This is a genomic window from Flavobacterium chryseum (assembly GCF_004362015.1).
In the GTDB taxonomy this organism is placed as follows: domain Bacteria; phylum Bacteroidota; class Bacteroidia; order Flavobacteriales; family Flavobacteriaceae; genus Flavobacterium.
In genome coordinates this window covers 1-16,033 of the sequence record NZ_SNWW01000014.1, presented here as the reverse complement: position 1 = coordinate 16,033, position 16,033 = coordinate 1, and the positions used below count along the sequence as shown (strand labels likewise).

The 16,033-nt window shown below is 34.3% G+C and carries 10 protein-coding genes; 2 read left to right on the top strand and 8 right to left on the bottom strand.

Annotated features, from left to right (window positions below):
• The first annotated feature begins 69 nt into the window (after positions 1–69).
• Entirely contained in the window at positions 70–2,706 is a 2,637-nt protein-coding gene (locus EV143_RS19805) for a valine--tRNA ligase (RefSeq protein WP_133509662.1), read from the top strand.
• A 205-nt stretch (positions 2,707–2,911) separates the two neighbouring features.
• On the opposite strand, the gene EV143_RS19800 is transcribed toward EV143_RS19805, so the two are convergent.
• The 5 genes from EV143_RS19800 to EV143_RS19780 form a co-directional block, all read right to left on the bottom strand.
• A complete protein-coding gene (locus tag EV143_RS19800) occupies positions 2,912–4,222 on the bottom strand; it encodes an APC family permease (RefSeq protein WP_133509661.1) in 1,311 nt (436 codons plus the stop codon).
• 121 nt (positions 4,223–4,343) lie between these two features.
• The gene (locus EV143_RS19795) at positions 4,344–6,650 is read right to left on the bottom strand and encodes a TonB-dependent siderophore receptor (RefSeq protein WP_133509660.1); all 2,307 of its coding nucleotides are present in this window, start codon (positions 6,648–6,650) and stop codon (positions 4,344–4,346) included.
• A 248-nt stretch (positions 6,651–6,898) separates the two neighbouring features.
• A complete protein-coding gene (locus EV143_RS19790) occupies positions 6,899–7,624 on the bottom strand; it encodes a hypothetical protein (protein ID WP_133509659.1) in 726 nt (241 codons plus the stop codon).
• Positions 7,625–7,942: 318 nt separating this feature from the next.
• On the bottom strand, positions 7,943–8,185 hold the full coding sequence (locus EV143_RS19785) for a PepSY domain-containing protein (protein ID WP_133509658.1): 243 nt from the start codon (positions 8,183–8,185) through the stop codon (positions 7,943–7,945).
• 79 nt (positions 8,186–8,264) lie between these two features.
• Positions 8,265–10,586, bottom strand: coding sequence for a TonB-dependent receptor (locus EV143_RS19780; protein ID WP_133509657.1), 2,322 nt, complete (start codon positions 10,584–10,586; stop codon positions 8,265–8,267).
• 274 nt (positions 10,587–10,860) lie between these two features.
• On the opposite strand from EV143_RS19780, the gene EV143_RS19775 reads away from it, so the two are divergent.
• Positions 10,861–12,024, top strand: a complete 1,164-nt coding sequence (locus EV143_RS19775; RefSeq protein WP_243739921.1) for an MFS transporter — start codon at positions 10,861–10,863, stop codon at positions 12,022–12,024.
• Positions 12,025–12,230: 206 nt separating this feature from the next.
• Here the strand turns inward: EV143_RS19775 and EV143_RS19770 are convergent, their stop codons facing one another.
• The 3 genes from EV143_RS19770 to EV143_RS19760 all read right to left on the bottom strand — a co-directional run bounded on the left by EV143_RS19770 (position 12,231) and on the right by EV143_RS19760 (position 15,791).
• The gene (locus EV143_RS19770; RefSeq protein WP_133509656.1) at positions 12,231–12,809 is read right to left on the bottom strand and encodes a hypothetical protein; all 579 of its coding nucleotides are present in this window, start codon (positions 12,807–12,809) and stop codon (positions 12,231–12,233) included.
• Between the two features lie 44 nt (positions 12,810–12,853).
• Positions 12,854–13,330 (bottom strand): DUF6265 family protein, encoded by a 477-nt coding sequence (locus EV143_RS19765; protein WP_133509655.1) that lies wholly within the window; start codon positions 13,328–13,330, stop codon positions 12,854–12,856.
• Between the two features lie 157 nt (positions 13,331–13,487).
• On the bottom strand, positions 13,488–15,791 hold the full coding sequence (locus EV143_RS19760) for a DNA topoisomerase 3 (protein WP_133509654.1): 2,304 nt from the start codon (positions 15,789–15,791) through the stop codon (positions 13,488–13,490).
• Between the last annotated feature and the right edge of the window lie 242 nt (positions 15,792–16,033).

Sequence of the window (16,033 nt, the reverse complement as noted above, 5' to 3'; positions counted from 1 at the left end):
AACAACTTAACGATTAAACAATTCAAAAATTACACTAATAAACATATCCACGATTAAACAAACCTATAAATGAGTATTCCAGCACAATTTGACGCTAAAACGATCGAGAATAAATGGTATGATTACTGGATGAAAAATAATTATTTTCATTCTGAGCCAGATCATAGAACACCTTATACTATTGTAATTCCGCCACCAAACGTCACTGGAGTTTTGCACATGGGGCATATGCTCAACAATACCATTCAGGATGTTTTAATTCGTAGAGCGCGTCTTAAAGGTTTTAACGCTTGTTGGGTTCCGGGAACAGATCACGCCTCTATTGCGACGGAAGCAAAAGTAGTAGCAAAATTAAAAGCAGAAGGAATCAATAAAAATGATTTAACCCGTGAAGAATTTTTGGCGCACGCTTGGGAATGGACGGATAAATACGGTGGTGTAATCTTAGATCAGCTTAAAAAGTTAGGAGCTTCGTGCGATTGGGAAAGAACCAAATTCACCATGGATCCTGATATGTCAGCATCTGTAATTAAATCGTTTGTTGATTTATACAATAAAGGATTAATTTACAGAGGTTACCGAATGGTAAACTGGGATCCGGAAGCAAAAACTACTTTGTCTGACGAAGAAGTTATTTATGAAGAACAACAAGGAAAATTATTTTTCTTAAACTATAAAATTGAGGGCTCTGAGGAATTTTTAACCATTGCCACAACGCGTCCTGAAACTATTTTTGGAGATACTGCAATTTGTATCAATCCAAATGATGAGCGTTTTACACATCTAAAAGGTAAGAGCGCCATCGTTCCTATTTGCGGTAGAGTGATTCCGATTATCGAAGATGAATATGTAGATATTGAATTCGGAACCGGATGTTTGAAAGTAACTCCGGCGCACGATATGAACGACAAAACGTTAGGAGAAAAACACAATCTTGAAATCGTTGATATTTTTAATGAAGACGCTACATTAAACAGCTTCGGATTACATTATCAAGGAAAAGACCGCTTTGTGGTTCGTACCGAAATTGCAAAAGAATTAGAAGAAATTGGAGCTTTGGCAAAAACCGAAATCCATTTAAATAAAGTTGGAACATCAGAAAGAACCAAAGCTGTAATCGAACCAAGATTATCAGACCAATGGTTTTTGAAAATGGAAGATCTTGTAAAACCGGCAATCAAATCGGTTTTAGAAACAGGAGATATTAAATTACATCCAAAACGTTTTGAGAACACTTACGCGCATTGGTTAAACAATATTCGCGATTGGAATATCTCCCGTCAGTTATGGTGGGGACAACAAATTCCGGCTTATTATTACGGAGACGGAAAAGAAGATTTCGTAGTTGCAGAAAACATCGAAGATGCTTTAGCCTTGGCGAAAGAAAAAACCAACAACCAACAACTAACAACTGACAACTTAAAACAAGATGTTGATGCATTAGATACCTGGTTTTCATCATGGCTTTGGCCAATGTCAGTTTTTGGTGGAATTATGGATCCTGAGAGCGCAGATTACAAATATCACTATCCAACTAACGACTTAGTTACAGGTCCGGATATTTTGTTTTTCTGGGTTGCCAGAATGATTATTGCAGGTTACGAATATGCAGGCGAAAAGCCATTTACAAATGTATATTTGACTGGTTTAGTACGTGATAAACAACGTCGTAAAATGTCTAAATCATTAGGAAATTCTCCTGATCCTTTAGATTTAATCGAAAAGTTTGGTGCCGATGGTGTTCGTGTAGGATTGCTTTTAAGCGCGTCTGCAGGAAACGATATTATGTTTGATGAAGAATTATGTCTTCAGGGAAAATCATTCACAAACAAGATTTGGAATGCCTTTAAATTAATCAAAGGCTGGGAAGTTTCAGAAACTATTCCACAACCGGAATCTTCAAAAGTAGCAATTGAATGGTACGAAGCTAAGTTGCAGCAAACCTTAGTTGACATTGAAGATAATTTTGAGAAATACAGAATTTCAGATTCATTAATGGCGATTTATAAATTGGTTTGGGATGATTTCTGTTCTTGGTTCCTTGAAATGATTAAACCGGCTTATCAACAACCAATTGACAAAGCAACGTTTGACAAAGCAATTGAAATGTTAGAAAGCAATTTGAAATTGCTGCATCCTTTCATGCCTTTCTTAACAGAAGAAATTTGGCATTTAATTGCGGATAGAACGCCGGAAGAAGCTTTGATTGTTTCAACATGGCCGGAATTAAAACCTTTCAACGCAAGTTTAATTACTGATTTTGAAAATACAATCGAAGTAATTTCGGGAATCAGAACCATCAGAAAAGATAAAAATATTCCGTTTAAAGATGTTATCGAATTAAAAGCAATCAACAGCGAGAATATCTCAACGTATTTTGATTCAATCGTAACGAAATTAGGAAACATTTCTGCTTTCGAATATGTTTCAGCTAAAGTTGACGGCGCATTGTCTTTCCGTGTAAAATCAAATGAATATTTTATTCCGATTTCTGGAGGAAATATTGATGTTGAAGCTGAAATTGCAAAATTAACTGCAGAGTTAGTTTACACACAAGGTTTCTTAAAATCGGTTCAGGCAAAATTATCAAATGAAAAATTTGTTGGTGGCGCACCAGAGAAAGTTTTAGCTAACGAAAGACAAAAAGAAGCTGATGCTTTAGCAAAAATTGCTACAATCGAGCAAAGTATTGCTGGGTTGAAATAGAAATCAAGATTTTTTTAAATATAAAAGCTGTCCATTTGGACAGCTTTTATATTTACAGGAATTATAAAACTGTGCGTGGAGAATGGATTAAAATCCATCCCTACGATATGATTTGTTCCTCTGGAACTCTGTATAAAATTCCGGAGGAATGATTTATTTTGTAGCAACGGATTTTAATCCGTTGAAAAGAAAAATTAAAATGTTATTATTTCTTCCTCAAAACCAAAAACAAAGGATAAGAAACCAAAGTAATTCCAACAATAATAATAAAGCTTTTTGGATCGCTGTAAATAAACCCAATTAATAACGCTATAGAAGCTATAATAGCAATTATTGTCGTCCATGGATACCAAAAAGAACGGTAAGGTCTTGGTAGATCGGGTTCTGAAGTTCTTAGTTTTAAAAGTGAAGCATAGGCTAGTCCCCAAACGATTATGGAGATAAAAGCAGCAAAGGAGAACAAGACTTCAAAAGATCCGATACAAATTAAAAATAAACTCACAAATGACGAAACCAAAAGTGCTACAATTGGCGTTCCGCCTTTATTAACCGTTGTTCCTTTTTCAATAAAAAATCCATCACGACTTAATCCGTAAAGAATTCTTGGCGGAATCATCATAAAAGCATTCAAAATGCTGATTAAAGAAAAAATAGAAATTACAGTAACGATAATAGCTCCGTTTTCTCCAAAAAGAATTTTAGCAACATCTGCGGCAGCGAGATTTGATTTTGCTAAAGTGGCAATTGGTAAAACATGAAAAAAGGCCACATTTACCAAAACATAAATTGCCACAACGAGAATAACACCGCTATATAATGATTTCGGAATATTTTTACTTGGATCATCATTTTCCTCGGCAAAAAAGCAGGCACTGTTCCAGCCATTATAAGTTCCGATGATAAGCTGTAATGATTTAAAAAATCCAAAAATTAAGCCGATTTGAAAGAAGGAATTATCTGTTTTAATTGGCGGAACCTCAACACCTGAATACATAAAGCAAGCCACAACAAGAGCTACAAAACAAATCACTTTTAGGAAACTCGTAATTTGCTGAATTGTACTTCCGTTTTTAACACCACTCAAATGAATCAACACAAAAGCAGCCAACAAAGAAATAGCCATTACGGTTGAATAACTCGCCAGTGCCGGAAATAAAATGATCATATATTCGCTAATGACAATACAATAAAATGCGGGAGGAATTGCATTGCAGATATAATCGTACCAACCGGATAGAAATCCGGCATATTCGCCAAAAGCTCTTTTAATATAATTATAAGATCCTCCGGCTTTTGGCAACATCGTAGCAAGTTCTGCATACGAATTAGCACCCAGTAAAACATATAAACCGCCAAAAAGCCACGAGGCAATAATTAACCAATAATTATTCAGCATTTCTGCAATAGTTCCCGGCGTTCTTAAAATCCCCACACCAATGGTTCCTCCAATTAATACGGCAATATTAAAACTTAGGCCTAAACTTTTCTTTAATTGGTTTTTCTTGAACTCTGTCATGTTTGAATATTGTTTGGGGTATTTAACTTCAAGCAAAAGTAATTATAATTGAGCCATTTTATCAAAATAAAAAACCTCATCTATTGCTAAATGAGGTTTTACTTTAATCTAATTCAAAAATTTATAATTTATATCGTAAGCTTACCATTACTTGTCTTGGTGCAATAGGATTTACACTGTAATTTTCGTGAACTGTATAATTTAATTCATTTGTAATGTTTGATAACCTGGCTAAAATCGAGATTTTTTTCCATTCGTATCCTAAAGAAGCATCGATAGTAGTATAACCTTCTAATGGAATATCTCTGTCTCTAATTGTTATAGTATAAGCTGGATCCGGTTTTGGATTTGCAGGAGTTGGTTTAACTTCTGTCCACAAATAATCATCATTCCAACCACCTGTACGATCGCCAACATAGTTTCCAATAGCTCCAAAAGTCAATCCTTTTAATACACCACTAGGCAATTTGTAGAAAAAACTCAAGTTAGCAGTATGTTTAGGAGTTCTTGCTAAAATATCGCCAACAACAAGACTTCCGTTTGTTCCGGATGATTTAGAGACTTTGGTTTCATTAAAACTATAACCGGCCATAATATTTAAGCCTTCAACAGGCTGAGCGGTAATATCTATTTCAACTCCTTTTCCTTTTGTTGCTCCAACCAGTTCTTTGAAATTGCTGTTCGCATTTTGTGTCACACCATCTGCTAAAAATTGTGCAGTTTGTGCCAGGTTATTGTTTGATATTTGATAAACAGTAACGTTTGTGCTCAAAAGACCTTTCCAGAAATCTTTTTTGATACCTACTTCATATTGGTCAATAATAGAAGGATCCAAAGGTTTTGAATTTACTGTTGTTCCGGTATTAGGCGTAAAAGAGTTCGAATAACTTGCAAAAAGAGATAAATCGGTAGTTGGCTGAATTACCAATCCTGCTTTAGGCGAAAAAGCTCTGTTTAAGGCTTTGGCTCCGGTAACAGGAATCGCATTTTCGTAAGCAGTTGTAATGACATTTACATTGTTCTTTTTCTCGATTACTTCTTTTGTAGTTGTAGCTTCGCTTTGTTGCCAGGACCAACGTAATCCTGCTAAAACTTTTACATATTGATTAATTGAAACCAAATCTTGAAAATAAGCTCCAAAACGTTGCGTTTCTGTACTTGTTAGTTGAGTAGTTCTTGTAGGGTAAGGAACGACATTATTTTGTGTGCTGTAATCGTAAGTATATAAGTTTATAACTGTATCTTCTGTTGTTAAGAGATCTGCAGGTTTTGCCGGAGCATAAAATCCAAAAGTATAACTTGGAGCTAGAGAATTTTCGTAGTCAACGCCCGTAAAAATTTGATGTTTTACACTTCCTGTATTAAAAATTCCCTGTAAACTCAATTGGTCGCCAAAAATTTGCTCAGCGCCATCCGCTTTTGTCAATCCTCGTTTCCAGTTTCCATTTGCTTCAACTGTGCTTAGTTGTGCTGTAGAAGTTTGAGTTCTACGGTACGATTGGTAAGAAGAATTAAAGTTTAATTTCCAGTTTTTATTAAAATCATGGTTTAGCAATAGCGAAGCACTAGAAGATTTAGTATTTGCGGTTGACCAAAGTGCTCCAAAAAATTCGTTACGTGGCAAGTCTAAAATTGTTTTTCCAACAATTCCGGTACCAAAATCAGGCGTCCAGTCGGCACTTAAATAATCTCCTTGTAATGTAATTTGAGTTTTATCACTTAATTTAAATAAAAAGGAAGGATTGATATAGATACGTTCGTTCTTTACAAAATCTCTAAAGCTTTCTGAATTTTCATATGAAGCTGTAAATCGGTAGGCGATAGAATTATTTAACGGTCCGTAGATATCAAATGAAGGTTTGTAAAAAGAATAGCTTCCTGCTTGCATCGAAACTTCGCCACCATGCGTAAATTTGGGTGTTTTAGTAACCAGATTCATAATTCCTCCTGGAGCAACATTTCCATACAATAAGGCCGAACCTCCTTTTAGGAATTCTACTTTTTCTAAAGAAGAAACTTCTGGTATTGAGCCCGCATTATAACGAAAACCGTTTTTAAACATGTTATTTGCAGACATATCGTATCCACGAGAAAAGAAAGATTCCTGGGCGCCACCACGGGCAGATCCTACATAAACACCATTCAGATTTTTTACAACCTCGCTTAAACGAATCGATTGCTGTTCTGCGATTATTTCGCTGCCAATGATTTGAACACTTTGCGGCAAGTCCATAACCTTAATTCCTGAACGGGCTGCTTCGATTGGTTTTTTAGGTTTATTTGATGTAATTAAAACTTCATTAAGAATTTCTCCTTTTTTGTTTTTTACTGTATCATTTAGAGCAGTACTATTTTCAATGCTTGAATATTCCTGACTGTAAGATGCTAAACTTATAAATAATAGTCCGAAGAGTAAAATATGCCTCATGTTGTTTATTAAGAATAATTAAAAATAATTTTTGCAAATATAAATAGGTATATGTTCTCTGGCAAAGTTTATTTAGATTAATTATGGCTAATATTATAACTGATTATATGTTAATTGTTTGTATTTTAAATTAGTAAGAAAATAACTTAAAAACATGTAATTAGTTTACTAATATTTTAAATTTAAACAAAAAAAGCCTTGCTCAACGAACAAGGCTTATGAATATAGTAAGTAAAAAAAATGAAATATTATTTAACTGTAATTAAGTAAGTAGCCATTTTCCAAATTTCATCGTATTTTTTACCATTATGATCTCCGGCAGCTTTTTCAGTATAAGCAAATTCTACCATATAATTTCCCGGCCAGATTGGTGTAAATGAAAACTGACCTTTATCATTTGTCCATAATTCTTTTTCCCAGCCGTTTGGAGCGATAACTTTTATTTTTTGTTCTTTTGCAGAAGCACCTTGGTACAACGCAAATCCTTCGATTTTTGCATTCTTTTTGGCGCTGTCTGCATTTTCGCTAAACAAACCAATAATATTATTGTTCGCAGTGGCGTAGTTTCCAGCAGTTTTATTTCCCACTACAACAGTTGCACTAGAGTTGTAATCTAAAACCATCGTTCCGTATACATCCTTTACTTTATGATGCATTACAATCGTGTAAACGCCATCTTCATCCGGAGTAAAAAATGCCTGATATTTATTATCTAATGCTTTTGCTGTTAATTTTGTTTCCTTTTTTGAAGGAGAAACCAACACCAAAGTAAAATCTTTTAAATCAGAAAACCACTTGTCAGCTTTTGTGATATCATTTTCAGAAAACTCTCCAAAATAAATAGAAATTTCCTGTGCTTTTCCTTTTGTTCCGGTTGCTTTAGTTTCAATCCAAAGGGCATGTGCAAATAGGGAAGGAGCTGTTATAAACATTAAAAGTAAAAAAGTTATTGTCTTTAAAGTTTTTGATTTCATAATATCAAGTTTAAATGTTAGGGATATTTTTTACAAACTTAAGTTTTATTTAGAATAATTAAAAATAAAAGCTTAAAAATCCCGCAATCATTTAATATTCTATGCATTTCAATACCTGTTTTTGATTTTCATTTTTTTGGAATCAGAGCAAGAAACTTTATGTAAAAAATTCAAAATTATAATCTTCCTGTTTTATTACAGTGCCACTATACGGATCTACGTAGAGATAAGTACTTTGATATTGGTTCCAATACCAAAATGCATTTGGGTTTAATTCTTCAAAAAACCAGACAGTTACAGTTCGATCACCCTCATTAATTATCTGGCATCCCGAAATAGATTTTTTCGGATTTTGTTGGCTTTTTTTGCAATTTCGATTATCTGGCTGATCGGCAGTCTTTTCTCTTTTACGTTATCGGTGAAATAATAGTCGTGAACTACAGGTCGCAATTCTTCTTCAAAAACATACAAACAGCCCGTTATGCCCAATATAATTACAATTAAACCGGAAGACAATCCCAACCAAAGGTGAATTTTTAGAATTAATTTTTTAAATGTCATAGAAGGAACTCTAAAAAGTTTATAATTAAAAGCGCCTCAATTGATAAAATTGAGGCGTCAGTTTAAGTTGTATTAAGTTTTAAAACTTGATGGTCAAATTGGCCAATATGCTGGTTGGTGCCTGCGATGTGCCCCAGAAATCCCAGTATTTCTCATTGGTTACATTATTAAATTTCAAACCTAATCTCCATGTAGGTTTTTCGTAGTATACTGTAGCATTGTAAACTGTATACGATGGCATGTAAAAAGTATTATCGGCTGTAAAATAATTTTTGTCTACAAAGTTGACGCCGGCACCAATTCCTAAACCTTTTAATTTGTTTTGAAAAGTATAAGTAGTCCAAAAGTTCACTACATTTTCCGGAGATGATGTCGCTTTGTTTCCTTCAATTGCAGCTACAGATGCTTTTACAATTCGATTATCATTGTACGCATAACCCGAAATAATGCTTAGTCCATTAAACGGAGTTGCCATCAATTCAAAATCAACACCTTTGCTCACTTGTTTACCATCTTGTATTGTAAATCCTGCCGCGTCAGTTCTGGTTGCGTTATCGATTGTAATGTTGTAGTAACTTACAGATCCGCTTAATTTTTTGTTGAAAGCTTCTGCTTTAATTCCTCCCTCATACTGAACAGCATAAATTGGGTCTAAAACCAATTGTGTTGCATCTGGCTGCGTAACCGGCTGCATATTTTGGAAACCGTTCATATAATTTCCAAAAACAGAAACCTGATCTTTTACGACTTCATACACTAATCCTAATTTTGGAGAAAGAGCTGTTTGGCTGTAACCTTCTGTAGTTCCCACTTTTGCACGTTCAAAATTATCCAGACGTAAACTTAGCATAGCAGAAAATCGGTCTGTAAAATTCACTACATCACTCGCGTACACACTAAACGTTTTTTGGTCGGCAACAGGTGAAGTTGTCAATACAAGTCCGGCGTCAACTGCTTTTCTTCTAATTGGAGCGAATTGAGCTGTTACATCTATATTGTCAAGTGTAAATGTTGTTCCTCCTGAAAAAGCAGAGCTGTAAAGTCTGTAGTTTACACCGGTAAGAAATTTATGTTTGATGCTTCCTGTAGAAAATTTTCCGTTAATGTTTTCCTGAATGTTAGTGAAGTTATTAAAAATTGGACCCCAAAGGCCAACTCTTCTTGCTGTCTGCGTTAGAGAACTCCAAACAGCATAACTTTGATAACTGCGTTCGACATCTTCGCCTACAAATGAAAATACGGTTGTCGATTTCCAGTTTTCTGATATTTCATATTCTGCCTGAGCAAAAACTTTTGTTGCTGTTGATTTGGCATCGTTATCATCATGAAACATCGATTTTTTGTAATCAATTTTTAAGTCGTTTGGATTTGTAATGCCCGAAGTTGCAGCATATGTGTTATAAGTACGTCTAGTATTATTCACGTTATAAAGCTCCGCATCGAAGTTAAAAGTAAGCTTATCAGATGCTTTATAAGTAAGACTTGGCGCCACAAGAAGTGTATTGTTGAAGCCATAATCAAGGAAACTTTTTTCTCGGTTTACGGCAAGATTTACTCTGAATAAAACCGTTTTTTCCTGATTTAAAGGCGTATTGACATCGGCTGTAAGACGGTTTAGGTTGAAACTTCCGGTTGTATACGATATTTCGGCAGCAGTAGTTTCAAAAGGTTTTTTAGTAACTAGGTTTACAACACCTCCAAACGAAGAAACAGACGAACCAAACAAAGTACCGGATGGGCCTTTCATGATTTCAATACGTTCTACGTTTCCGAGATCAACAGAAGAACGTCCGGAAGCGGTTTCCATTCCGTTTCTTGCATTAACTCCGGTAGAAAAACCTCTAAAAATTACACCAACTCCTCCCGAAGGATAGCTGATAGAAACCACACCAGGTGAGTTTTGCACAGCGCCTCTAATGTCTACGGCCACTTGTTCCATTAAAAGTTCTTTCTGTATAACACTGTAAACTTGAGGGTTCTCCAGATTCGTTAATGGCATTCTGGCAACGTAATCTGTTTTTTTAGATAAGATGCTTTTTTTACTATTTACCACAACTTCTTTCAATTCCTTGTTAGAAACTTTAAGTTGTAAATTGATTGCTGCGGTTTCATTTTCAGTAACAACAACTTCACTTTCTGAAGTTTCGTAACCTGTCAAAGAAACTTGTAATGTATAGGTATTTGGTTTGACTCTGTTGAATTCAAAGTTTCCGTTTTCATCGGAAATGGTCCAGTATTTTGAGTTTTTTAAGCTAACATTGACTCCGGCTGCCTGCTCCCCATCAGAAGTTGTGATGGTTCCTTTAATTTTTCCATTTTGTTGCGCAAAAGAACAAAAAGCAGAAAGCAATAAACTGATTGTAAATAGAAAACGAATCATTTTCACACTAGAATATTTCATTTTTTTTAAAGTTTTAGTTATTGTTTTTATTTAGAATTAATAAAAACAATGCAAATGTAAAAATTAATCTTTCTTTAACAAGTTTTATTTATTCTCAATGAAATGTTTTTTTGTGATTTTTGAAGTGAATTTGAAATTCTGTTATAAATTATAAGATTTATAGTATTGTTTGTGCTTCATTATTACATTAAATCATGTAATTGTATTAACAGGAGTAAGTTAAAAATGAAAGATTTGGATTAAAAAACCTTAATTTTGCTGTCTGAAAAATGACATGATGATTTTATCTTTCTTTAAAAAAATTCAAAATACACCCAGAGGATTTCGTATAGCAAACACTGTATTTTTTTTCCTTTCCGGATTTGGATATTCTTCCTGGGTATCAAGAATTCCACACATACAAGCTCGTTTACATTTAAGCGAAGCCGAATTTGGAGCTGTTTTATTTGCATTTCCTATAGGTTTAATGCTGACCATGCCTTTTACAGGAAGATTATTAAATAAATACAGCAGCCGTTATATTATGCTATTAGGGGCAATCATGTTTAATGTTGTTCTGGCTTTGCCTGGTTTAGCTGCTTTTGTATGGCAGTTGGTTATTATACTTTTAATTTTTGGAGCTTCTCGAAATATTTTCAATTTATCAATTAATGCACAATCTCTTGAGGTTCAAAAATTATATCCAAAATCAATCATAACCCGTTTTCATGCGGTTTGGAGTATTGCCGTTTTTTCGGGAGCAGGTTTAGGATATGTAATGGTAACACAACATATTGCGCCATCAGAACATTTATTGGGAGTAAGTGTATTTATGTTAGCTCTTACGGCTTGTTTTTATCCGTTGAGTATTCATAACGAGCCTGTACCGGTTAAAAAGAAGTTCTTTTCAATGCCAGAAAAAAACCTGATCAAGTTTGCACTGATTTGTTTTGTCTCTATGGCCTGCGAAAATACCATGTACGATTGGAGCGGTATTTATTTTGAAAATATATTGCATGCTTCACCAAAGTTAACAAGCGCAGCATTCGTATTTTTTGCGACAGCCGTAACGTTGGGACGTTTGTTTGGAGATTTTGGAGTAATGAAATTTGGTACTAAACAAATTCTGCTTTACAGTGGTATTCTAATTACTTTAGGATTTTCCATTTGTTTTCTTCTGCCGTATGTTTACCCCACTATTTTTGGTTATGTTTTAATCGGATTTGGCGTTTCCTGCGTGGTGCCGTTAGTGTTTAGCATCGCCGGAAGATCATCAAAACTAAGCAGCGGTTCTGCGCTAACGTCTATATCTACAATTGGTTATTTAGGATTTTTACTTGTTCCGCCAATGGTTGGTTTTATCTCCGAATATTTAAGTATGAAATGGGCATTTTTAGTAATGGCGCTTTTGGGTATACTGATGATTTTAATGGTAAATAAAATTGGAGAGAACGAATAAATATCTGACACGAAGGCAATAAAACAAAAAGATTTTTTTATTTGCTGACACTTAAATAGACAGAAGCTCAATACTATAAAATTGTTTGAATTAATGATTCCTTTTTAGATTTTAAAATTCGGGAGAAATCAATAATTCTATTGTAAAACAGATTATACCAAGTGAGGCTAGGAGATTTCAAAGCTTCAAATAATTAATTTTATTAATTAAAAAGTATCTTCAATAAGTTGTAAATAGTTAGAGTAAAATTTTAGTCCTAATTCAGCAAGTTCAATAGGATTTTTTGATTCTTTTATATTCTTTCCTATATGAAATGTTGGAGGTAAATATATAATTCCTTGGTTTGTAAATGCCTTTGCTTGAATTGTTGGAGGTTTTTCCACTACAACTAAAGGCTGACTTCCTTCATATTTAGTAATCTTTCCATCAACTATCTCTATTTTGTCTATTAATAAGTTTTTTTTCCAATCCAATGCATCGAGTTTTAATGAACCAGAAATTTTATTTATGATTTCTTCTATTGAATGCGTATCAACATCTCTTGCATTCTTTAAATATTTTAATAAAGGATCATTTTTTCTAGTTTTCACAAATTTTCCTTGCCATGGTTGAAATTTATTTCTAAAATCAACACATTCTCTTTCAGATTTTATCCAAGCTTTTTCAATACTGATGAGAAAATCTCTCCAATTATTTTCAAAATCAATCATTGTTTTTGATTCCTTCATTAGCATTAAAGAATTTTCTGCTTTTTGAATTTCAATTTTGGATTGATTTAGTTTCATAATAAATTATATGTAATAAGATTAAAAATACGTTTCATTAATTTTTATTTCTTCACCAGAATAAAGCGCTCAGTAGTTTTCTTTCCTCTTAAATCTCCTGTGATTTCAGCAGTCAAAGTATTGTTTGCACCTTTTGTATAAGTGATTTTTTGAGGATAATCGTGTGACGGATTTTCGAAAATCAATTTGTTTTCCGTTTCTGTAGTTGACGGAAAATTGATCGCTTTATCATTATTTTGCCCGTTTACCGTTGCGCTGTACATTAGCATTTCGCCTTGTTGCGATAAAGTGATTTTTTCAGAATGTAAAGTGTCATTTCCTCTAATGAAAAGAGAGGTCGCACTAAACATACTATCGTTTACTTTTTTCCAGTTTTCGGTTAATATTCCATCGGGTGATTTATTTTCCCAATTCCCAATAAGCCAGTCGGCAACTTTGATTTTGTCTTTTTCGACAGTTACCTTTTTTTCGCAGGATATAATAGAAAAGAAAATAATTATAAGAATAATTTTTTGGAACATGGTAGTTAATTATTTGGTGTTAGATTAAAGCTAAGATAATAAAAAAAGTCATAGCCACGAATCACACCAATTTGCACGAATTGTATGTTTCAACTCTACAAATTTTTATTTTGAAATAAATTAATTCGTGAAAATTCGAGATTAGTGGACAAAAAAATTAAATACTGCTATTTAAGATAGAATAAACCAGTTCTTTAGTTGGTTTTTGATCTTTCAATTGTCCTCTGACGTCATCAAAAGTGACTTTAAAATCACAGCCTAATTTATAATCACCGCAGCCATAAGCCGTTTTACCTTTTAAAACAGTTCCTTTTTTGCATTTAGGGCATGTTAATGAATCCGATGCTGCTGTCGGTACTTTCTTTGGAGTTGTTTTTTTAGGTTCTAATTTAAGTTTGAAATTTTCTTCAAAACGAATCAAACCTTCAACCGTTTCTGAATCTGTTTTAAAACCTTTTATGTTTACTGTCGATCCTTTTTCAAGCAATCTTAAATATTGAATTTCCGAAATCTTTTTCTCTGCAAAAACATATGGTAAAACAAAATCACAGCCCGATTTATAATCAGAACATCCGTAAGCCGATTTACCTTTTATAAGATTTCCTTTTTTGCATTTCGGGCACGTTTCTGCCAGAATTCCTGCTGCTTTCTTTTTTTCGACTTTCGCTACTGGTTTTTGAATGGTTGCAGCATGCGAAATATTAGCGTGTTTGGTTTCGCTTCGTACTTCGGTTACCAAAGCTTCAACCATGCGTTTCATGTTTTTAATAAACGCAGCGGCGGTAAAAGTTCCTTTTTCGATATCTTTTAACTGCTTTTCCCAGGAACCTGTAAGTTCGGCCGATTTGATTAATTCATTTTGAATTGTATCAATAAGCTGAATCCCCGTTGGAGTAGGTAAAACCTGTTTTTTGTTTCGAACAATATATTGACGTTTAAAAAGTGTTTCAATAATATTCGCGCGCGTTGACGGACGCCCGATGCCGTTTTCCTTCATTAATTCGCGTAAATCTTCATCATCAACCTGTTTTCCTGCTGTTTCCATCGCGCGGAGTAAAGTCGCTTCCGTAAACTGATTGGGCGGTTTGGTTTCTTTTTCTAAGAACGAAGGTTCATGCGGACCTTTTTCGCCTACAACAAAACTCGGTAAAATATCAGCTTCTTTTTCTTTTGCATTCGGATCTTCAAAAACTACGCGGAATCCTTTTTTTAAAATTTCTTTTCCCGTAGTTTTAAACATTACATCGGCAGCTTTTCCAATTACAGTGGTGTTGGCTACCAAACAATCATCATAAAATACCGCAATAAAACGCTTTACAATTATATCATAAACTTGTTGCTGATTGAAGGGCAAATTGGCTTCTATTCCGGTTGGAATAATGGCATGGTGATCTGTAACTTTTTTATCGTTGAAAACCTTAGGCGATTTCTTAATCTTTTTTTCTAAAAGTGGTTGCGTCAACGCAGCGTATTTGGTTAATTTCTGCAGAATTCCAGGCACTTTGGGATAAATATCATTTGGCAAAAAAGTGGTATCAACTCTGGGATACGTCACTACTTTTTGTTCGTAAAGTGATTGTGCAATTTTAAGTGTTTCATCTGCCGAAAATCCAAATTTGGTATTGCAATACACTTGTAAACCCGTTAAATCAAATAGTTTAGGAGCAAATTCATTTCCGTTCTTTTTTTCAACCGAAACAATTTCGAACTCGCTTTCTTTGACTTTATTCGCCAAAGTTTGCCCGTCTTCCTTATTCAGAAAACGGCCTTCTTCATAACTAAAAAGTGTTTCCCTGTATAAAGTCTGTAATTCCCAATAGGGTTGGGGTTTAAAATTTTCAATTTCTTTAAATCGGTCTACAACCATTGCCAATGTTGGCGTTTGCACGCGGCCAATAGACAATACTTGTTTGTAACCGCCATGTTTTACGGTATACAAACGTGTAGCATTCATGCCGAGTAACCAGTCGCCAATAGCTCTTGAAAATCCGGCGTAGAATAAATTATCGTAATTGGTTGATGGTTTTAAGTTTTCAAAACCTTCTTTTATAGCTTCAGTAGTTAGAGACGAGATCCATAAGCGTTGTACTTCGCCTTTATAATGTGCTTCGTTCATGACCCATCGCTGAATGAGTTCTCCTTCTTGCCCGGCATCCCCGCAATTTATCACAACTTCGGCTTTGTCGAATAGGCTTTTTACAATTTTAAATTGCTTTTGAATTCCTGAATTCTGAACCACTTTGGTTTCAAATTTTTCAGGAAGCATTGGCAAGTTGTTCAAATCCCAGCTTTTCCAATGTGGTTTGTAATCGTTAGGTTCTTTTAAGGTACATAAATGCCCAAAAGTGTAGGTTACGGCATAACCGTTTCCTTCGTAATATCCGTCGTGTTTGGTATTGGCTCCCAAAACGGATGCAATTTCGCGTGCTACACTTGGTTTCTCAGCAATACAGACCTTCATTTTCTCCTTCTAATTTGAAAGCGAAATTAATGATTTTTTTATAAGAAAGGGGCAAAGGTTTTAAGGAACAAAGGCACAAAGGTTTATTTGGTTCTTATTTTTTTATTGTGTGTAGTAACCCACAAATTCTCTTAAAATCGAATAGATATTGGATATTCTGGATAAAGTGAGCACCTAATTCTGGATAAAAGTGAGCAGTATAAATGAACTCAAAAAGGTGTCTAAAAAGTAGTTTAAAAGTA

What these genes read in the sequence shown, in the direction of transcription:
- EV143_RS19770 (WP_133509656.1), bottom strand. Translation starts at nt 12,809, where the DNA reads ATGAAACTAAATCAATCCAAAATTGAAATTCAAAAAGCAGAAAATTCT.
- EV143_RS19790 (WP_133509659.1), bottom strand. Translation starts at nt 7,624, where the DNA reads ATGAAATCAAAAACTTTAAAGACAATAACTTTTTTACTTTTAATGTTT.
- EV143_RS19785 (WP_133509658.1), bottom strand. Translation starts at nt 8,185, where the DNA reads ATGACATTTAAAAAATTAATTCTAAAAATTCACCTTTGGTTGGGATTG.
- EV143_RS19805 (WP_133509662.1), top strand. Translation starts at nt 70, where the DNA reads ATGAGTATTCCAGCACAATTTGACGCTAAAACGATCGAGAATAAATGG.
- EV143_RS19765 (WP_133509655.1), bottom strand. Translation starts at nt 13,330, where the DNA reads ATGTTCCAAAAAATTATTCTTATAATTATTTTCTTTTCTATTATATCC.
- EV143_RS19800 (WP_133509661.1), bottom strand. Translation starts at nt 4,222, where the DNA reads ATGACAGAGTTCAAGAAAAACCAATTAAAGAAAAGTTTAGGCCTAAGT.
- EV143_RS19780 (WP_133509657.1), bottom strand. Translation starts at nt 10,586, where the DNA reads ATGAAATATTCTAGTGTGAAAATGATTCGTTTTCTATTTACAATCAGT.
- EV143_RS19760 (WP_133509654.1), bottom strand. Translation starts at nt 15,791, where the DNA reads ATGAAGGTCTGTATTGCTGAGAAACCAAGTGTAGCACGCGAAATTGCA.
- EV143_RS19795 (WP_133509660.1), bottom strand. Translation starts at nt 6,650, where the DNA reads ATGAGGCATATTTTACTCTTCGGACTATTATTTATAAGTTTAGCATCT.
- EV143_RS19775 (WP_243739921.1), top strand. Translation starts at nt 10,861, where the DNA reads ATGATGATTTTATCTTTCTTTAAAAAAATTCAAAATACACCCAGAGGA.